Here is a 20,311-nt window from a genome sequence, read left to right as displayed (position 1 = left end):
TTACTGCATCAGCGTTTCTAATTTTTGCACTATCTGCTGCTGCACCTCGGCTAAAGGCTGACTGGCATCTAGGATACAATAGCGCTCAGGATGCTGAGCGGCTCGTTGTAGATAGGCTTGCCGCACCTTTTCAAAAAACGCCTTCTGCTCTTGCTCAAAGCGGTCGCTGGCTTCACCACGGCTTTGCACACGCTGCATGCCGACCTCCACCGGTAAATCAAACACAAACACCAAATCGGGAAAAAAACCTTGCTGTACCCAATTTTCAATCTGCGCAATGCGCTCAAAAGCCAAGCCTCGTGCAGCCCCTTGATAAGCATAAGAGGCATCGGTAAAGCGGTCTGAAATTACCCATTTGCCTTCAGCCAGAGCCGGTTGAATCTTTTGCTGAATATGTTGACTGCGGGCGGCAAACATCAATAACAGTTCAGTTTCTGGCGTCATCTCAGAAAAACGGGGATTTAATAAAATCTCCCGTATCGCTTCACCAATCTCGGTACCGCCCGGTTCACGCGTGGTGACCACAGACAATTGCCTTTGCTGCAACCATTGAGCAATAAACTTGAGATTGGTCGATTTCCCCGCGCCTTCTGAACCCTCTAGGGTGATAAATTTTGCCTGCATCAGTTTGGCCTTTTTTGATAACGATAAACGGCACGATTATGCTGTTTGAGCGTATTAGAAAATTGATGTTCGCCATTGCCTTTGCCCACAAAATAGAGCGCCTGGGTTTTCGCAGGATGCAACACGGCTAGAATAGCGGCTTTACTCGGCATACAAATCGGTGTTGGCGGCAATCCTCGCATCCGATAGGTATTATAAGCGGTTTTGGTGCGTAAATCTTTTTTACGGATATTGCCATTATAAGCATCGCCCATACCGTAAATCACCGTTGGGTCTGACTGCAAACGCATTCGTTTTTTCAGTCGATTGATAAAAACACCGGCAATTAAAGGTCGTTCAGACGCTTTGCCGGTCTCTTTTTCTACAATGGACGCCAAAATCAATGCTTCATAAGGCGTCTTAAGTGGCAAATTGGGGGCTCTTTGCGACCACTGCTGCATTAAAAATTGCTGCATCGCCTGATGCATCCGCTTCAATAGCTGTAAATCAGAATCTCCCCATTTCACATAGGCATAGGTTTCCGGCAAAAATTGCCCTTCCAATCGCGCTGCCCCTGAAACCTTTGGATTGCCGATCAATTTCAACTGTGCCGCTAATTTTTCAGGGGTTAAGTCTGGAACATGCTGCAATTTCGGTAGCTGACGAATCTTTTGCCATAAAGTCTTAAAAGTCATCCCAGGCACCAAGGTAAACTCATATTGCACTGGCGCATCCTGCAAGAGATGCATCATCAACTCAGAAACTGTCCACTGAGGATTCACCCGATATTCACCGAGCCGTAACTTACGATCCAGACCTTGCCATCGCATCCAGTAAACGAGCCAATCAGGGTGTGGCATGAGCCCTTTTTTCGCTAATTCAGCCGCCAATCCTTTAGGGGTTTGATTGGGAGAAATTTCGATCACAGTCGGCTGTGCTTTCGCATGGGTGCCAATGGGGGAAGTCAGAAAACGATAGACCTCCCAAGCGGTCACCACCAGCCAAATAAATAACAGACTGAACAGCGAGAGCTTAATAAAGCTCCCTATTGGTCGATGTGGAGAGACCTTTTTCTGCCCTTCTGTTTTTGCTTCAGTCATGCACAACTTCCCTTTGATCCGATTAAATCCTTTTGCAAGCAGTCACGCCAATAGCGCTGCACAGGCAACACTTTTTCAATTGAAAAATCAACCGCTTGCTCAGCATTTAAAATTAAACGTCGAACCGGAATCACCCCACGCACCGCATTGCAAAAAAACAGTGCCTCCGCTTGCTGCAGCGCTTGTAAGGAGAGCGTTCGCGCTTCAATTTCCATCCCTGCTGACAGCCGCCGTAAAGTCGTTCCCATCACGCCGCTGTGATGCAGTTTAGGCGTCACCCAACGTCCTGAAATAGAGGCCACTAGATTTGACTGAGTGCCAGAAATGACTTCAGCGTTCTCATTCAACATCACCCCTTCCTCTAAGGCCTTTAAATTTCCCAACTGTTGCAACTCTTGACGTGCCATTACATTTTCTAAGCGATTGAGATGTTTGACGCCTGCCAACTGGGCATGACACCCCCATTTGCTTTGTAAAACGGGCGCCTCTATTGCAGGCTTATGCGCTAACCATGCCCAAAAGGCCTGCAAATCCATCTCCAAGGGAAAGGGCAAAATCTGTATGACCACCGTATTTTTTTCTTCAATGGGGGGCGCATACCCTCTGCCGCCACAGCTGCGTGTCACCAAAATTTTTAACACCGCCAACTCAGGTTGCGTTTCAGCCACAACCTGCTTTACTTGCTGCTGAACCTCTGATAGTGAGAATTGGACAAAATACAAACGCTGAGCAGACGCTTGCAATCGCTGCCAATGCGCTTGCGCATTCAGCAAAGTCCCGTGCCCAATTAAACAGGTGGTGAAAAAGCCATCACCATAATGTAAGCCACGGTCACAAGCCAGCACCTTTTTAGCTGGCTGACCATTAACCCAGGTCGCAGACATCATTCATGCTCCACCGCCCCTAAAGCACGTAATAATCCTCGTGCTTTGTGACGTGTCTCTTCCAACTCGCGTTCTGCAATTGAGTCGGCCACAATCCCCGCACCCGCACGAACCATCAATTGATTGTCAAAGGGGGGACGATGAATAAAGCTACGAATCAAAATATTGGTATCCATAGAACCATCACGATTGATATAGCCTAAGCTGCCAGTATAGGCTTGTCTCGGCATCTGCTCCAATTCCGCAATAATTTCCATACAGCGAATTTTCGGGCAGCCGGTGATGGTGCCGCCGGGAAACACTGCATTTAAGACTTGCAAGGGATTCAGATCCAATTTGAGATGACCTTGTACATTGGACACGATATGATGGACATGTTGATAGCTTTCGATGGTCATCAGCTCATTGACCTGCACGCTTCCTGGCTGACAAATCCGCCCTAAATCATTGCGCTCTAAGTCGATCAGCATAATATGCTCTGCTCGCTCTTTGGAATGCGCAATCAGCTCCTCACGTAAAGCCTGGTCTTCTGCGGCAGTCGTCGCGCGTTTTCGCGTGCCTGCAATGGGGCGGGTTTCGACTTGCATCTGAGTCTGTACACCTTGAGACTGCCAGCGTGTTCTGACCAAACGTTCAGGGGATGAGCTAATAATCGCCCAATTATCAAATTGAGCCAAAGCGGCAAAGGGCGCTGGATTATGGGCTCTTAAGGCTTGATAGACCGCCACTGCATCATTTTCAGCTGCCAACTGCATGGACCATTGGCGAGAGAGATTCACCTGAAACACATCTCCTGCCAAGATATAGTCTTTGATACGCGCCACCCCTTGCAAAAATTTCTCTGCAGGCTCTTGGGATTGCGATAACAACCTGAGCGGTTCGCTCAAGAGCGCTTGATTTTGCACCTGCTGCCAATCCTGCTCAATTTGCGGTAAAAGCGCTTCAAAATCCTTTTCCACTAAAGCCACAATCTGGTTCTGCTGATGATCCAAAATCACCGCAGCCGGCACACGTGTCAAAATAGCCAAAGGCAAATCACTCTCTGGCAGCGAAAGTACTGGCTCCACCACTTGGCCATACTCATAGCTTAAATAGACAAACCAGCCGCCCGTAAACGGATAGGGGGTCGGCTGTTCACTTGGGGGCAGTTGCAATTGAGCAAATTGCTCGGCAAACTGCTGTTGAAAGGCAGCGGCGTCTGAAAATTGTCGAAGTGTCTGTTGCGCTTGTGGATAGGCAAACAGAATGGAAAAGCGATGATCGGCTGTGGTGGCGACGCTTTCTAAAAGATAGGGATACTTTTCTGGAAAGGCTTGATGCAGTCGCAATAGATCTTCAGCGATCATACTTCCGTTGGTTGACGAAAGCATAACCGCTTGATAAGTCTCAGCCTGTTGGGCGTTAGACACGTCCAAAGACAAGTGCCGCATTGGTTCCGCCAAACCCTAAAGAGTTAGACAGTGCGTAATCAAATTGAGCAGGACGTGCTTCACTCCCTTGCACATAATCTAAATCACATCCCTCATCCGGATTTTGCAGATTGATGGTTGGAGGTAACAGTTGATCTTGCAAGGCTAACAGCGTAAAGACCGCCTCTATGGCGCCAGCGGCCCCCAATGTATGACCTGTCATCGACTTGGTCGAACTCATGGCCAATTTATACGCATGATCACCAAACACAGATTTGACCGCTTGCGTTTCACACAAATCTCCCCCTGGCGTGGAAGTGCCATGCGCATTAATATAGCCAATTTGCTCTGGGTTGATCCCTGCATTACGCAAGGCATTTTTCATACAGCGTGCACCGCCTTCACCCCCAGCCGCTGGCAGGGTGATATGATAGGCATCCCCACTCATCCCAAAGCCCAGTAGCTCTCCATAAATATGGGCGCCTCGAGCTTTGGCGTGCTCATACGCTTCTAGAACCAAAGCACCGGCCCCATCGCTTAACACAAAGCCATCCCGATCCTTATCCCAGGGACGACTGGCGGTTTTAGGGTCATCATTACGTGTAGAAAGCGCGCGCGCTGCAGCAAATCCGGCAACGCCCAATTGACAGGTGGCAAACTCTGAACCACCGGCGATCATCACATCCGCATCGCCGTATTCAATCAAACGTGCAGCATCACCAATACTGTGTGAACCGGTCGCACAAGCGGTGGAAATCGCTAAATTGGGGCCTTTGAGCCCAAACTGAATAGAAAGGTTGCCTGAAGTCATATTAATAATTGAGCTCGGCACAAAGAAGGGGGAAACCCGACGTGGACCCGATTTCAAAAGGGTTTCCGTCTGATTTTCAATGGTCTGAATGCCACCAATACCTGAACCCATGGAAACGCCTATGCGTTCAGCATTTTCTTCTGTCACTTCGAGTCCAGAGTCTTTGATCGCTTGCGTGCCCGCGGCAATGCCATACTGGATAAACTTGTCCATTTTCTTCACATCTTTGGCCGCGATATATTCCGTTGGATCAAACCCTCTCACTTCGCCACCAATTTTGACTGAAAACTTCTCAGTATCAAATCCAGTCAAGTAGCCAATCCCATTCTGACCCGATTTAATGGCTTCCCAGTTCTCCTCGACCGTTAAGCCCACAGGTGAAACCACACCTAAACCTGTCACCACAACACGACGCTTACTCAAAATAAACTCCTTCAATATGATAAAAAAAAAGCCGTTTTAAACGGCTTTATGATAGAAGCTACTCTAGCGTTTAGTCTAGATGCTCCTCAATATAGGCAACCGCTTGCGCCAAAGTTCCTATTTTTTCAGCTTCTTCATCAGGAATTTCGGTATCAAACTCTTCTTCTAGCGCCATAACCAATTCAACGGTGTCTAGTGAATCCGCTCCTAAATCATCTACAAATGAAGCATCAGGGGTCACTTGATCTTCTTCTACACCCAATTGCTCAACAACGATTTTTTTGACGCGATCTTCAATACTACTCATTAGGATTTACTCCAGTTTTTGTTAATAAAAAGTCTTTTTAATATTCGGGTATTTTCTCCGTATCCAGAAAAAATATCAAGAAATTTTTTAAAGAGATCTTTGTATGCGAGATACAAGGGTTGATACAAAGATCTCTAAGGCACTGATCATTAGATCATATACATGCCACCATTTACATGAAGGGTTTGCCCCGTAATGTAGGCGCCGCCTTCAGAAGCAAGAAAAGTCACCATTCGTGCAATATCCTCTGGTTGACCTAAACGCTGTAATGGAATTTGTTGGGTTAAGGCCTCTTTTTGCGCTTCCGGTAAGGCATTGGTCATATCAGTGGCAATAAAGCCTGGGGCAACGGTATTGACCGTAATCCCCCGCGCACCAACTTCTCGCGCCAAAGATTTAGAAAAGCCCATAATTCCCGCCTTAGCCGCCGCATAGTTGGTTTGACCGGCATTCCCCATTGCTCCCACAACCGAAGCAATATTAATAATGGCACCTTGACGGGCTTTCATCATGCCGCGTAAACAGGCTTTACTCATCCGATAGACTGAACTTAAATTGGTCTCAATAATCTCTTCCCACTCTTCGTCTTTCATACGCATAAGAAGATTATCACGGGTAATGCCAGCGTTATTGACCAAAATGGTCGGCACACCAAAGGTTTGACTCACCTCTTCCACCACCGTTTTAATTTGTGTTTTATCGGTGACATTTAAGCAGCGCCCTTCGCCTTTAAGGCCAGCTTCAGCCAGATAGTCCGAGATGGCCTGCGCACCTTTATCGGAGGTGGCAGTCCCAATCACCGTCGCGCCATTTTTAGCCAAATCCAGGGCGATGGCTTGACCAATCCCCCGGCTTGCGCCAGTGACTAATGCAATTTTCCCTGTTAACATGACGCGTCTCCTAATGTTTCAATCGCTTTTTTCATAGACTCTGTATCATAAACTGGCAAGGTTTTCACTTTACGATCAATACGACGGTTTAAGCCCATTAAAACTTTACCTGGCCCTAACTCATAAAGGGTTTCCACCCCCTCTTTCGCCATTAATTGTACGGTCTTCACCCACTGAACAGGTCGATAAAGCTGCTCTACCAAAGCTTGTTTAATCTCTGCATCCTCTGTATGCGTCTGCACGTCTGCATTATGAATCACCGGAACTTTAGGTGCTTGGAAAGTAAAAGAGGCCATAAACTTGGCTAAATTATCGGCTGCAGGCTTCATTAAAGAGCAATGTGAAGGCACACTGACTGCCAGCATCACCACTTTTTTCGCGCCGGCTTCTTGCATCAAGGGAATGGCTTTTTCCACTGCATCTTTGTAACCAGCAATCACAACCTGACCGGGCGAATTAAAGTTAGCGGGTTCTACAATACCCGCCACTTTCTGACAAATCTCAGCGACTTTTTCATCTTCAAGACCGATGACAGCGGCCATTGCGCCATCCCCTTCATCAACTGCCAATTCCATCAGGCGACCACGTTCTGCCACCAGCTCAACACCTTGGGCAAAATTAATGGATTCTGCAGCTACGAGCGCTGTATACTCACCCAACGAGTGACCCGCCATATAAGCCGGATGTGTCTCCACTTCAGAAGCCAGAACTTTATAGGCCGCATAACCGGCTGTTAATAAAGCAGGTTGCGTAATATGGGTTTGATTCAATTTAGATTCTGGCCCCTCTTGAACGATTTGCCACAAGTCATAACCCAAAATATGAGAGGCTTCTTCATAAAGGGTCTTAACAATAGGGAAATTTTGGGCTAAATCTGCCATCATACCCACAGATTGTGAACCTTGGCCGGGAAAAATAAAACCGTATGACATCTTCTATCCTTTGTGATTGGATTTTGCCAAATCCATTTTATTCGTAACAGGCGAATATGCAACCTTAATACGTAACCTTAATATTTAATTAAAGCGGCACCCCAAGTAAAACCACCCCCGAATGCTTCTAATAAAAGCGTATCTCCGCGCTGAATGCGGCCATCTCGTACCGCTTCATTGAGCGCGAGGGGTACAGAGGCACTTGATGTATTGGCATGGCGATCCACCGTTATGACGGTCTGATCCTCTCGCAACCCGAGTTTTTTGGCTGTGGCTTTAATAATTCTTAAGTTGGCCTGATGAGGGACCAGCCAATCCAGTTCTTCTCTCTTGATCCCAGCAGCATCTAAGGTTTCTTGCGCCACACGGCTCAAGGTATTGACCGCCACCTTAAAAACTTCATTGCCTTTCATCTGCATGGTTCTTTCAGAGACATCATCCGTCTTAGGCAGTCGAGAAGGTCCAGAGGGCACATGCAGCAGTTCTTCATACTGACCGTCGGCATGAATCGGCACAGAAAGGATACCAGGTTCATCTGAAGCTTCTAAGATCACAGCCCCTGCACCATCTCCAAATAAGACACACGTATTACGATCTTGCCAGTTAATAATCCGAGAAATGGTTTCTGAGCCCACCACTAACACTTTCTTCGCTGAACCGGCGCGAATAAATTGATCCGCAATGGATAAAGCATAAATAAAACCCGCACACACGGCCTGAACATCAAATGCAGGGGCACCATGATTCCCCAAGCGCGCTTGTAACATGGTCGCTGTGGAAGGAAAAATTTTATCCGGCGTGGTGGTGGCTAAAATAATCAAATCAAGCTCTTCTGCCGACATCTGTGCAGCTTCTAAGGCTTGACGAGCAGCTTGCTCTGCAAGGTCACAGGTGGTTTCATTTTCAGTAGCAATATGACGTTGCGTAATGCCAGTGCGCTCTCTAATCCATTCGTCACTGGTCTCCACCATTTTTTCTAAGTCTAAATTGGTCAGTACTTTTTCAGGTAAATAACCGCCGGTACCGACAATGCGACTATAAGTTTTTGTATTCTGGCTCATTTATGCTTTTTGCTCTAAATCGGAGGCGTCCAACACGGTGACCTCCGGTGTTAAAATCTGTTCAACTTCTGACGCAATCAAACTGGGCACATTCTTTATGACCTCTTTGCGTGCTTCTTCAATGGCGCGTCTAAAGCCATAGGCATCTGCCCCCCCATGACTTTTCACCACAATTTTTCTCAAGCCTAATAGAGAAGCCCCATTATACTTGCGTGGATCGACTTCTTCTTGAAAAGACTTTAGCACAGGGTATGCAATCAAGCCGGCCATTTTGGTGAAGAGGTTACGATTAAAAGCTTTTTTCAAATAAAACGCAATCATTTTGGCCACCCCTTCACTCGCCTTTAAGGCCACATTGCCATCAAAGCCATCACAGGATATGACATCAAAATTACCTTTAAAAATGTCATCCCCTTCCGCATACCCTTGATAATTAATAGATGTGCGTTTTAGGATCGCATTCGCATCTTTAATCCGCTGGTGCCCTTTAATCTCTTCTTCACCAATATTCAGCAAACCAACACGAGGATGAGGATTATCATCCAATGCTTGAGCGAGCACCGCGCCCATCACCGCAAATTGCGCTAAGTTTTCCCCATCTGATCCGATATTGGCCCCCAAGTCCAACACATAAACATGCCCGGTCATGGTAGGCATTGCCGTACAAATCGCAGGGCGTTCAATACCTGGCAAGGTTTTTAGAACAAATTTGGAAACCGCCATCAATGCCCCTGTATTTCCGGCACTGACACAGGCTTGCGCTTGTTCCTCTTTTACCAGATTCAGAGCGATGCGCATTGAGGATTTACGTTTATTTCGCAGGGCGACTGAAGGTTTATCATCCATTTCGATGACTTCTTCAGCATGGGTAATGCTCAATCGGTGAGCATCATATTGATAATTTTTCAGCGCCTCTTCAATCAGAGGTTTTTGACCCACCAAATGAATATGAAGGTCGGAATGTCGGTTTAGTGCATCTATAGAAGCGGGTAGAGTCACGGACAAGCCATGATCTCCCCCCATTGCATCGACAGCAATCGTTATACTCAAGATAGCCTCTCTTACTTATCTTGAACGACTTTTTTGCCTTTGTAGTAACCATCAGCAGTCACATGGTGACGACGGTGAACTTCACCTGTTGTTTCATCAACAGTTAAAGTCGGTCCGTTCAATGCATCGTGAGAGCGACGCATACCACGCTTTGATGGGGTTTTACGGTTTTGTTGAACAGCCATAATGTTCTCCTTGTTAAAAATTCAATTTGTAAAATCTTAGCCTATTTCTTCGACTTTAAGGCTTCCAATGCTGCAAACGGATTCGGCTTCTGCTCCGCCTCCTGTTCTACAGTTTCATCAGACGCCTCTTGCCAAGCCATCGGCGCCTGCTCATTAATCGGCGAAAGCGGAATGGAAAGCAGAAGCTCATCCTCAATCAGTTCCAATAAAGAAATGCGCTCATCCCCGATCTCATAGATTTCTACCTCTGAAGGCAGATCTTCAGCCAACGTCATCGACTCTGTAAAAATACCTTTGACTTGACTATTGACCTCAATATCAAAAGGTTGCAATGAGCGCTGACACTCAACGGACAAACAGGACTTCACCTGCATTTCAAAAGCAGGAAACTTCAGCGTTTTATCATAAAAAAAACGCATTTCTACTTCGACCGACCGATTGTTTTGTCCACCATCCACCAACTGGGCCACCAGACGAGGAAACTCAGACTGGTTGACACGCGCTTTAATTTGCTTATGATGATTGACAAAATCAATAGGATCAATCAAATTCGGAAGCTTGTCTAACATAGCGGCGCATCATACGCATTTTAAGGGTGAATGTCAAAGAAAATTTGGGTTTTTAATCCTTAATATACTTCCCTTTTATAGACTGCAACCCTTTATTTTTATTTGAGTTTATCCAGATAAGTGTAACGCAACGGACAGTCTGATTTAAAAAACGCAACACTTTGAGCCACAAACAAAAATATCCAACGGAAAAGCGAAAGATTTATGCCAAATTCCCCAGTCCTGCCATTGCCAAAACTGATTTTGGCTTCTACTTCCCCTTTTCGACAGCAGCTTCTACAGAAATTAAAATTGCCTTTTTCCACGGCCAGACCAGAAGTGGATGAAACGCCCATTGCGGGCGAATCGGTTGAAGCCATGGTGGAAAGATTGAGTCAACTCAAAGCCCAAGCGGTTGCTCAAACCACTGACGAACCAGCCATTATTATCGGTTCTGATCAAAGTGCCTCCTTAGCAGGACAGCCGTTGGGTAAGCCGCACACTTTTGAAAAGGCGCTCACCCAACTGCAATCTATGCAAGGCAAGATCATAATTTTTTATACTGGGCTCTGCGTGATCAATACGCAAACACAGCAGCAGTTTCAAGCCATGGATATCACACGCGTCCATTTTCGCCAGCTCAGTGACCAAGCACTCACCCGTTATCTTGAGTTGGAGCAACCTTTTAATTGTGCCGGTAGCTTTAAATCGGAAGGATTAGGCATTACCCTCTTTAAAGCCATTGAAACCTGTGATCCAAATGCATTAATCGGCTTACCTTTAATTGAACTCACCACCATTTTTCAGCAAATGGGATACGAACTGCCACTTAAAGACTAACGGCAATTGTCTCCGACGCGTGGCAGTAACCATGATTTGAGTTCGGCCAAATCGTCTACCCAAGCTATAGGATAAAATTGCTGCAACTGTTCCAGACTGTGCACACCATGGGTCACAGCAATACTGTCCATGCCAATATTTTGTGCCATCAGCAGATCAAACTCTGTATCCCCGACCATCACCGCTTTCTCCAAAGGCACCTGCAGAGTGTCTAGAATCTGATGTAACATTAATGGATCCGGCTTTGACGCCGCTTCCACAGGGGTGCGCGTCATGTCAAAATAGCTTTCAAAGCCTACATCCGCCAACACCCGATCCAAGCCGCGCCGACTTTTTCCCGTGGCCACCGCCAACTTTGCCCCCGCCTGTTTTAAAGATTTTAATAGGTCTTCTGCGCCTTCGAAGGGCTGCATAGGCACATCCGAATCCTCTAAAAAATGCTGAGTATAAGCGGCAGACATCCTCTCCACCTGTTCAGGTGACGCATCTGGATACAGCCCCAAAATAGCATGCTGTAAACTTAATCCAATAATTTGCTTACTCTCTTCATCTGAAAGCACAGGCAACCCCACTTCCTCTGCGGCATGCTGTATAGCCGACACAATACGCGCTTCAGAATTCATTAAGGTGCCATCCCAATCAAAAATTACCAATTCATAACATTGATTTTTCGGTCGTGATTTCTCTTGGTTCATCTTATTTGCCCTCTCGATTATCCTCTAATTGTTTGAATAACGTTTGCCAACTCGCCTCCAACGGCGCCTCAATCTCCAGCCACTGCTCTGTGACGGGATGGGTAAACCCCAATTTATGCGCATGCAAGGCTAAGCGTTTAAACCCCATTTGTCGAAACTGTTGATTTACAGCCTTATTGCCGTATTTCTCATCTCCAATAATCGGATGACCATTGGCCTGCGCATGAACGCGAATTTGATGCGTGCGCCCCGTTTTAAGTCTGACACGCAGCAAGCTGCAATTCGCAAACTGGCGTTCAACCTGAAAATAGCTGATTGAGGCTTTTCCGGTTTGATCTACACGCACCACCCGCTCTCCTGATTGAAGGGTATTTTTTTTCAACGGCAGATCAATTTTCTGTTTACTTTGAGGCCAATGTCCCTCAACTAAAGCCAAATACTGTTTTTTAAGCTGATCCTCTCGAACCTGGGCGTGCAGTGCTTTTAATACAGACGCTTTTTTTGCCAGCAAAATACATCCAGAGGTATCTCGATCTAAACGGTGCACCAGTTCGATGCGTTTCGCCAGAGGACGCAAGCCTCGCACTAACTCGATCAACCCCCATTGAATGCCGCTGCCACCGTGAACAGCAATGCCGCTGGGTTTATTAATCACCATCAGATCGGAATCTTCATACAAAATCGCCGATTCCACCCATGCCATCTGCCTTGTAGGCAGCATCACCTCGGTCTTTTCGGGCACTTTTACCGGCGGAATACGCACGATATCGCCCGCCTTAAGCCGATAATTCTGTTTGATCCGCCCTTTATTGACCCGCACTTCCCCTTTTCGAATAACCCGATAAATCATAGATTTAGGGACCTTACGCAGATGACGCATTAAAAAATTATCAATTCTTTGCCCCTCATCTTCTGAGTGAGCTTCAACAAATTGCACGCCTTGACTCATAACGCTTATCTTTCTCCTTAAATTGGAGCGTAGTGTACCGTGATTTAATGAGAGATACCATTTATCGATTGCGTTGCTTGGTCGATGGTGATATATTTACCCACGATTTTCCATATTTTATTATGGATGATATAGAGATACGATTGATGATTCAATCAACAGAATTTAAAGACCTTTGGCGCTTAAAGCATTTAAAACCCTCAGTGTTTAGCTTTAAGTAATGAAATTAACCCAGCGTCAATTTTGAACAGGATTAAGAAATTCATCAATGCAGGCTAATAACCCAAAAGGTAGTCATAAGACATTTGATTGAATGACACGGGATTCTGACAAGACAGACCGGACAAAATAAATTAAGCAATCAGCGGGCGTCGCTCACGATAAAAAGAAAAGATGCCCTGTCGTTTAATTGGCTAAGAGCTGTGAAAAAACACTGCTCGACAAAAAAATGCGAAGAAAAAAGAAGTATTTGATTTTAAAAGATTCCTTGGTGATTAAAAGAGACACCAATAAAATCAAGAAATGAGACAAACGCCACAGCCTATATAAAAGGCAGCTGAAATTGATGACCGAAAAACTGTCTCACCTTGCATAAGAAGCCTCGCGCCGCTCTGTTCTCAAGAACTTTCCGTTATTATTCCTGCCTCCGGTTGACGCCTCAACCTAAAAAGAGACACGCATGAAAAGAATGCTGATTAATGCTACGCAGCCCGAAGAGGTGCGTATAGCCCTAGTTGATGGACAAAAACTCTATGATCTAGACATTGAAACGCCCCAACAACAAAAGAAAAAGGCCAATATTTACAAAGGCATCGTCACCCGCATTGAGCCCAGTCTAGAGGCGGCATTTGTGGATTATGGCGCAGAACGCCACGGTTTTTTACCCTTTAAAGAAGTCGCTGAAGAGTATTACCCAGAAGGCGAAACCAATCCTCATAACCTTTCCATCAAAGACGTCCTGACCGAAGGACAAGAGATTATTGTCCAAGTTCAAAAAGAAGAACGTGGTAATAAAGGTGCGGCCTTAACCACACAAATTACTTTGGCGGGCCCTTATGTGGTCATGATGCCCAACAACCCTAAAGCGGGCGGCATTTCGCGCCGTATTGAAGGCGGGGATCGTTCAGAAATCCGAGATACGTTAAAAGAGATTGACCTCCCTGAAGGGATGGGACTCATCATTCGTACGGCAGGTGTGGGTAAAACCCCTGAAGAGCTACAATGGGGCGTCAACTATCTCGTTCACCTATGGGAAGCCATTAAAAAGGCAGCGCAGGAAAAGCCAGCGCCCTTCCTCATCCATGAAGAATCTGATATTGTGATTCTGGCCATTCGCGACTACTTGCGCCAAGACATCAGTGAAATCATTATTGATGACATGCCGACCTTTCACAAAGCTCGGGATTTTATTCAACATGTCATGCCGCAACAGGTGCATAAGGTCAAGCCCTACCAAGATGAAAAAATCCCCCTATTTACACGCTATCAAATTGAATCGCAAATCGAGACTGCCTATCAACGCGAAGTCGTCCTCCCCTCTGGTGGGGTCATCGTAATCGATATGACCGAAGCGTTAACCGCCATTGATATCAACTCCTCACGTGCAACCAAAGGGGGCGATATAGAAGAGACCGCTTTTAATACCAATATGGAAGCGGCTCAAGAAATTGCCCGCCAATTGCGTTTAAGAGATTTGGGAGGCTTAATTGTCATCGACTTTATCGATATGCACTCCAACCGTCATCAAAGAGAAGTGGAAAATGCGATGCGCGAGGCAGTGAAATCTGACCGTGCACGGGTTCAGATCGGCAAAATCTCCCGTTTTGGTCTGCTGGAAATGTCTCGTCAGCGCTTACGTCCTTCCATTGAAGAATCCACGCAAATTGTCTGTCCACGCTGCAAAGGCGTCGGTGTGATTCGTGGCGTCGAATCCCTAGGTCTCTCTATTCTTCGCTTATTGGAAGAAGAGGCGCTCAAAGAGAATACCAAACGCATTATGGTTCAACTGCCTGTAGATGTCGCCACCTTCTTACTGAATGAAAAACGCCATCATTTGACCCATTTAGAAGATCGCCATCATCTGCATATTTTGATTGTGCCGAATGAACATTTAGAGACGCCACAATACTTAATTGAACGGACACGTCTCAATGAGGAAGTGCCAGAGCAGGTAAGCTATCAAGCGAAAGAGCTTCCAAGTCCGATGCTTGAGGAGATTGAAGCTGAAAAAACCGCTCAGCCTAAAGAGGAACCCGCAATTAAAAGCATTCAACCCGAAATGCCAGCGCCCTTAATTGAACAAGCCCAAGCGGCTCAACAAGCCACTTCGCAATCCAAACCCAGTTTGATCAAGCGCATTTGGCAGTTCTTTGCTGGGGAAGAGGTAGAAGAAATTAAAGCGCCGACGGCACCCAAACGCGAGCGCACCAATAACAATCGTCGTCGGAATAATGGGCGTAACCGCAATGATCGTAATCAAAATGATCGTAACCGCAATAGCCGAAACAATCGAAATCGTAATGACAAAAATCATCGCAATCGTTCGAATGAGAGCGGTCAAACAGAGAAGCAGCCTTCTATTCGTGAACAAAATATTGCGCTCAATCAGGCGCAAGCAGCTGCAGAGAAATCCAAGCAACAAGCGGCGAAAAATGCACCTGAACTTCAAGAAAAAGCTCAAGATCAGCTAGCGATCCAGGCGCCTGAAGTAGCGGAACAAAGCAAAACGGCAGCCCCTGAGGTCAAAGAAGCGCCTCGCAACCGCCGTCACCGCAGCCGAAACAATACTCGGACTTACAATAATCGTCGTCGGGCACCGATCAATGCGGAAACCCTCTCTGTAAACTCCATAGAGTTAGAAGCCAATACGGTAACAGAAAATGCACCGACAACGCTTGAACAGAGCGCACCCTCTACTGTGACCGTTGAATCCACTGCAACAGAAACACCCAATGAGTCGAAAAAAGTACCAATGGTCGTAGAAACGGTTTCTGCTGCACCGGTTGAATCAAAAACAGAGACCTCTACAGAAGCAGAGCAGCCCATTGAATCCGTTTCAAATGAGCCTCAACCTGCTTTCGAGGAGAAGCCCTCTACTGAAAATGCGTCAAAAGAAACAGGCACAATGACTGAAACAGAAAGTAAAATTTCTTAAGCTAAACCTGTCTTTTCTTGGCAAATAAAAAAGCGCCCGCATAAAGTTTTATGCGGGCGCTTTTTTATCTATGAGTGAAAAAAATACATCAGAACAAGTTAGTCATCACTTAAACTGATAATTAATGCCCATACTATACTGCCAATCATCCGCTTTTAAATCCAAATAGGGTTGAGAATCATGGCGGTAATTCACGCTCATCGTCATCGACACAGTAGAAACCACTTGAGTAGAAAGCGTCCAATTCACAATGGAGCGGTTATTCTTCCACTCATCCACTTTCGGTTGAAAAAACAAGCTGACGCCCATTTTAGCCTGCTTGGATATAGCATACTGACCTTCTGCCATCCAGTTAAAACGACCGACTTCAAAAGTTTCTCGTCGCTGTAAATCGACCTCTTCTTTCTCATAAAAGATCGAACCGCCCAAAATGCCTTTATATTGCTTAAATTGATTTTTCCAGCGACCACCCGCCCCCAATAAAGTACGTACTTTATCTAAAACATAGGGCTGAGCTTCATATTGCGTATACGCCTCCCAAGCCCAGTGGGGCTTAAACCAATCTGTATGACGCAAATGTAAAAACTTGCTTTCATCATTCCCCTTACCATTGACCTCACTGTATTCATAACTGGCTAATAGCAACTCGACTTGCTGATGGTGCACATACTGGAGTCCTATATTGGTACTGCCAGCCAAGTTATCCGTATTCCCAGACTTACCATTAAAATTGACTGTAAAGCTGCCACTTACCCCTTGAACAGAGTCATCCAATCGAAGATCTTCGATATTCACAATAGCCGATGCACGGCTAGTTACCAGCAAAGATCCAAGTAACAGAGTGAAAGGAATGGTTTTATGGATTGAAAGCTTTCTCATTTTATTTTCCTAGTGAAACATGATAATGCGGATCTTCAGAAATATTGACTTCCACTAAATCCCGTGCATCATGTAATAGCTGACGACACTCGGGACTTAAGTGTTTAAGCACCAGTTTTTTTCCTTGTTCTTTATAACGCTTTGTCAGTTTATCAATCGCCTCTACTCCGGTATAGTCATAAACCCGAGAATATTTAAAGTCAATCTTCACACAATCTGGATCATTTTTAGGGTCAAACAAGTCCACAAAATTTTGTGCGGAAGCAAAAAACAGCGGACCATAAACCGTATAGATTTTGACTTTTTTACCATCGATCTCAGTCTCTTCAGCCTCGACCATTACTCTTTGTGCATGCTGCCAAGCAAACACCAAGGCTGACACTATGACGCCTGCAACCACGGCCACAGCCAAGTCAAACACCACGGTCAAAACGGTTACCAAAATCATCACCGCCGCATCGGCTTTACTCATGCCGCGCATAATATTCCAGCTAGACCAATCGAAAGTGGCAATCACCACCACAAACATAAGCCCCACTAAGGCTGCGACCGGAATTTTGGCGATATAGTCTGATAAAGCCAATACAATCAATAACAACATCAATGCGGCCGTGATTCCCGACAGTCGTCCCAATCCACCCGAACGAATATTAATCAGGGATTGTCCAATCAAGGCACACCCTCCCATGGTACTAAAGAGTCCAGATGTCACATTGGCACACCCCAATGCGATACATTCACGATTCGCTTGACCACGCGTCTGCGTAATATCATCAATCAAAGTCATGGTGAGCAGCGACTCTGTCGTCCCCACAACCGTTAAAATCAAGGCGTAAGGCAAAATAATCCATAAGGTCTCCCAAGTGAAAGGCACCATGGGTATATGAAAGCCATTTAACTGTGGATCCCGTGGGTCACCGAAAAACAAGGTTTCTAAGGAAGCTGAAACCACCGCCTTATCCCCAACTGTCACGGTATGGATATCCAGAAAGATGACCGCCAAAGTAATCAGAATAATTGAGGCTAAAGCGGATGGAATCGCCTTTGTAAATTTAGGCAAAATATAGATAATCGCCATACTGGCCGCTACCAAGGCCAACATGATCTGTAAGGGCTCACCACTTAACCAATGACCATCAGAGGTTTTAAACTGCTTCAACTGGGCTAAAAAGATAATAATCGCCAAACCATTCACAAAACCAATCATCACCGGCTGCGGCACCATGCGAATAAAGCGCCCCCACTTCATGACGCCAATAATGACTTGAAATACCCCCATCAAAATGACGGCTGCAAAGAGATACTCTGTCCCATGCTCTGCCACCAAACTCACCATTACCACCGCCAACGAGCCAGCGGCGGCAGAAATCATGCCCGGACGACCGCCAAAAGCAGAGGTAATTAAACCAACAATAATGGCCGCAAACATGCCCACCAAGGGATTGACGCCTGCAACAAAGGAAAAAGCGACAGCTTCCGGCACCAATGCCAATGAAACGGTAATTCCAGAAAGTACATCATTTTTATAACGCTCCCATCCTGAAGCGGAAACATTCACCGTTCGCATGCGAAAATCCTTTTACCAAAAAATAAAACCGAGTATTATAGTTGAAAATGTACACAAACTTAAAGATTAACTACTTAAAGATTAACTATGTGGATTCATCATATTGGCGAAATTATGATTGGGGTTTTAGTCGCACTGCTGATCGCACATTTTATCTTCCATGGCCTATTTAAGATACAACGCCGCCATCGGGATCAAATTGAAGCGAAAAAAGAGAAAGACAAGAACGGTTAGTTTAGTCTTGCAATTGAGTGAGAAACGCCTATAATAGCGCTCTAAATTTAATCGGGGTGTAGCGCAGTCTGGTAGCGCACCACACTGGGGGTGTGGTGGTCGCAGGTTCAAATCCTGTCACTCCGACCACTTTTCCAATCATCTGTTTTCAAACCTTATTCGATTCGCTGTAATCCGATCATTTCAATCTTTAACTTTTTCGCCAATCCTTTTAAAGCTGAATCGACCGCCTCTTCTAAGACAGGATGATAAAACGGCATCTGCAACAACCTTTCAACCGTCAAGCCTTCTTCAACCGCCCAGTTTAAAAGATGTGCCAGATGTTCTGCTTCCGCCATCACCAACTCGCCGCCTAGCAATTGTTTGCTCTGCTTATCCGCATACAAGCTGATCATCCCTTTATCCACCTGCTCTACAATGGCGCGTCCGTTATTGCGTTCTAAATTGAAACTGACCACCTCTGTTTTGTCCAAATCCAACTCACTGTAGCGTTGACCAAAAACAGCCACCTGTGGATCGGTAAAGACAATCCCCATTGGGGAGACCCGATGATAACGGTGGACTTGTGGATACTGCATCGCATTTACCCCTGCAATTTTGCCCTCATAGCCCGCTTCATGCAAAATTGGACGGTAGCGGTTGGCATCGCCAGCGATAAAGATAGGAAGGTTCTCAATTTGTAAGGTTTCAGGATCAAATTGTGGCAGTCCGAAACGATCCAGTTCTACACCAAGATTCTCTAAACCAAGCTGATCAACATTCGGGCGACGCCCCAATGCGGCCAGCACGGCATCCACTTCAAAAGAGCCCGCTGAATTAGAAATGCGCAATTTCCCTGCACTGCCTTCTTCAACATTGGCCGCCTCACCCAGATAGAGCGGAAACTCTTTTGAGATCAGGCTCACCATTGACTCAATAGCTTTGGGTGAAGACAAACCAGCGACCGTATTCAGCATTTCAAAGCCAATCACCTTAACGCCCAAGCGCGCCATCGCTTGCCCTAATTCAATACCGATCGCGCCTAAACCCACTACCGCCACCGATGCTGGAAACTGTTCTAACTCAAAAATCTCATCACTGGTCAAAACCTGCTGACCGAATGCCTGCCATGATGCTGGCACCACAGGGCGTGAGCCGGTCGCAATAATGATTCGCTCCGCCTCGATCTTCTCCCCATTCACCTCTAATTGATTGGGAGAGAGAAATTTCGCATAACCTTTGATAAACTGTTCTGGCTTAAGACTGTCCAACATATTTTGCGCGACACCGCCGGCAAAACGATCTCTTAAGGCGCGTACACGCTGTAAGACTTCACCTTGATTCACAGAGAGCTGCTCCGCACCATGAATGCCAATGTCTGCAAAATGGTTGCGTTCAAAATAGTGATTGGCCGAATGAATTAAAGCCTTTGAAGGCATACAACCAATGCGCGCGCAAGTCGTGCCTAAGGTGCCGCCATCAATGATAACAAAATCCTCTGTCTGCTTTCTTATCTGACTCATCGCGGTTAATCCGGCCGTTCCAGCGCCTAAAATGGCGACTTTAATTTTTCTCATTTTCTTTCTCCTCACTTAGTTCTTTGTTCCTATTTTATTTTTTTCACAGTAAAATAACGAGTCATTTTTGTGACATTTATAATATGGGGATGGCTTTTGTTTTGTAGCGTTTATTGTTCCTCACTCCTTTTTAGAGCCTATGGATACGCTCTCGGGTGTCTGCTGCTACTCTTATTATTTTTTCTTCCAACCCCTTTTTCTCAAGCCCAAAATGCGTCCAAAGAAAAAATTCCT

20 protein-coding genes and 1 tRNA gene are annotated in these 20,311 nt (G+C 45.9%); 4 read left to right on the top strand and 17 right to left on the bottom strand.

Features of this window, described 5'->3' with window-relative positions; all coding sequences use genetic code 11:
* The 12 genes from tmk to ACYQ05_RS01505 all read right to left on the bottom strand — a co-directional run bounded on the left by tmk (position 1) and on the right by ACYQ05_RS01505 (position 10,224).
* A complete protein-coding gene (tmk, locus tag ACYQ05_RS01560; RefSeq protein ID WP_459817697.1) occupies positions 1-624 on the bottom strand; it encodes a dTMP kinase in 624 nt (207 codons plus the stop codon).
* Positions 624-1,703 (bottom strand): endolytic transglycosylase MltG, encoded by a 1,080-nt coding sequence (gene mltG, locus ACYQ05_RS01555; RefSeq protein WP_459817696.1) that lies wholly within the window; start codon positions 1,701-1,703, stop codon positions 624-626. The genes tmk and mltG overlap by 1 nt, the downstream gene beginning before the upstream one ends.
* Entirely contained in the window at positions 1,700-2,590 is an 891-nt protein-coding gene (pabC, locus tag ACYQ05_RS01550) for an aminodeoxychorismate lyase (protein WP_459817695.1), read from the bottom strand. The genes mltG and pabC overlap by 4 nt, the downstream gene beginning before the upstream one ends.
* Positions 2,587-4,017: an aminodeoxychorismate synthase component I gene (locus ACYQ05_RS01545; RefSeq protein WP_459817694.1), complete on the bottom strand. Its 1,431-nt coding sequence runs from the start codon at positions 4,015-4,017 to the stop codon at positions 2,587-2,589. The genes pabC and ACYQ05_RS01545 overlap by 4 nt, the downstream gene beginning before the upstream one ends.
* Positions 3,989-5,230, bottom strand: coding sequence for a beta-ketoacyl-ACP synthase II (gene fabF, locus ACYQ05_RS01540; RefSeq protein WP_459817693.1), 1,242 nt, complete (start codon positions 5,228-5,230; stop codon positions 3,989-3,991). Before fabF ends, ACYQ05_RS01545 begins: the two co-directional genes overlap by 29 nt.
* Positions 5,231-5,300: 70 nt before the next feature.
* Entirely contained in the window at positions 5,301-5,537 is a 237-nt protein-coding gene (gene acpP, locus ACYQ05_RS01535) for an acyl carrier protein (RefSeq protein WP_459817692.1), read from the bottom strand.
* A gap of 149 nt (positions 5,538-5,686) precedes the next feature.
* Positions 5,687-6,427, bottom strand: coding sequence for a 3-oxoacyl-ACP reductase FabG (fabG, locus tag ACYQ05_RS01530; protein ID WP_459817691.1), 741 nt, complete (start codon positions 6,425-6,427; stop codon positions 5,687-5,689).
* A complete protein-coding gene (gene fabD / locus ACYQ05_RS01525) occupies positions 6,421-7,359 on the bottom strand; it encodes an ACP S-malonyltransferase (RefSeq protein ID WP_459817690.1) in 939 nt (312 codons plus the stop codon). The genes fabG and fabD overlap by 7 nt, the downstream gene beginning before the upstream one ends.
* 77 nt (positions 7,360-7,436) lie before the next feature.
* Positions 7,437-8,420, bottom strand: a complete 984-nt coding sequence (locus tag ACYQ05_RS01520; protein WP_459817689.1) for a beta-ketoacyl-ACP synthase III — start codon at positions 8,418-8,420, stop codon at positions 7,437-7,439.
* Positions 8,421-9,470 carry a phosphate acyltransferase PlsX gene (plsX, locus tag ACYQ05_RS01515; RefSeq protein WP_459817688.1) on the bottom strand — a complete coding sequence of 350 codons (1,050 nt, stop codon included), beginning with the start codon at positions 9,468-9,470 and terminating at the stop codon, positions 8,421-8,423.
* An 11-nt stretch (positions 9,471-9,481) separates the two neighbouring features.
* Entirely contained in the window at positions 9,482-9,655 is a 174-nt protein-coding gene (gene rpmF, locus ACYQ05_RS01510; protein ID WP_459817687.1) for a 50S ribosomal protein L32, read from the bottom strand.
* A gap of 41 nt (positions 9,656-9,696) precedes the next feature.
* On the bottom strand, positions 9,697-10,224 hold the full coding sequence (locus ACYQ05_RS01505; RefSeq protein ID WP_459817686.1) for a YceD family protein: 528 nt from the start codon (positions 10,222-10,224) through the stop codon (positions 9,697-9,699).
* A gap of 204 nt (positions 10,225-10,428) precedes the next feature.
* Between ACYQ05_RS01505 and ACYQ05_RS01500 the strand changes: the two genes are divergently transcribed.
* The gene (locus ACYQ05_RS01500; protein WP_459817685.1) at positions 10,429-11,043 is read left to right on the top strand and encodes a Maf family protein; all 615 of its coding nucleotides are present in this window, start codon (positions 10,429-10,431) and stop codon (positions 11,041-11,043) included.
* Here the strand turns inward: ACYQ05_RS01500 and ACYQ05_RS01495 are convergent.
* Positions 11,040-11,738 (bottom strand): HAD family hydrolase, encoded by a 699-nt coding sequence (locus ACYQ05_RS01495; protein ID WP_459817684.1) that lies wholly within the window; start codon positions 11,736-11,738, stop codon positions 11,040-11,042. The genes ACYQ05_RS01500 and ACYQ05_RS01495 overlap by 4 nt on opposite strands.
* A 1-nt stretch (position 11,739) precedes the next feature.
* Positions 11,740-12,687: a 23S rRNA pseudouridine(955/2504/2580) synthase RluC gene (rluC, locus tag ACYQ05_RS01490; RefSeq protein WP_459817683.1), complete on the bottom strand. Its 948-nt coding sequence runs from the start codon at positions 12,685-12,687 to the stop codon at positions 11,740-11,742.
* Between the two features lie 679 nt (positions 12,688-13,366).
* Between rluC and rne the strand changes: the two genes are divergently transcribed.
* On the top strand, positions 13,367-15,841 hold the full coding sequence (rne, locus tag ACYQ05_RS01485) for a ribonuclease E (protein ID WP_459817682.1): 2,475 nt from the start codon (positions 13,367-13,369) through the stop codon (positions 15,839-15,841).
* 105 nt (positions 15,842-15,946) lie between these two features.
* On the opposite strand, the gene ACYQ05_RS01480 is transcribed toward rne, so the two are convergent.
* The gene (locus tag ACYQ05_RS01480) at positions 15,947-16,720 is read right to left on the bottom strand and encodes a DUF481 domain-containing protein (protein ID WP_459817681.1); all 774 of its coding nucleotides are present in this window, start codon (positions 16,718-16,720) and stop codon (positions 15,947-15,949) included.
* Between the two features lies 1 nt (position 16,721).
* Positions 16,722-18,287, bottom strand: a complete 1,566-nt coding sequence (locus tag ACYQ05_RS01475) for a SulP family inorganic anion transporter (protein WP_459817680.1) — start codon at positions 18,285-18,287, stop codon at positions 16,722-16,724.
* Between the two features lie 87 nt (positions 18,288-18,374).
* On the opposite strand from ACYQ05_RS01475, the gene ACYQ05_RS01470 reads away from it, so the two are divergent.
* On the top strand, positions 18,375-18,521 hold the full coding sequence (locus ACYQ05_RS01470; protein WP_459817679.1) for a hypothetical protein: 147 nt from the start codon (positions 18,375-18,377) through the stop codon (positions 18,519-18,521).
* Between the two features lie 52 nt (positions 18,522-18,573).
* Positions 18,574-18,650 (top strand) — tRNA-Pro (locus ACYQ05_RS01465).
* A gap of 26 nt (positions 18,651-18,676) precedes the next feature.
* Here ACYQ05_RS01465 and ACYQ05_RS01460 read toward each other — a convergent pair.
* The gene (locus ACYQ05_RS01460) at positions 18,677-20,077 is read right to left on the bottom strand and encodes a dihydrolipoyl dehydrogenase (RefSeq protein ID WP_459817678.1); all 1,401 of its coding nucleotides are present in this window, start codon (positions 20,075-20,077) and stop codon (positions 18,677-18,679) included.
* Positions 20,078-20,311: the final 234 nt, after the last annotated feature.

The sequence above is a fragment of the Galenea microaerophila genome, assembly GCF_054657255.1.
This window is presented reverse-complemented; position numbering and strand designations above follow the sequence as displayed.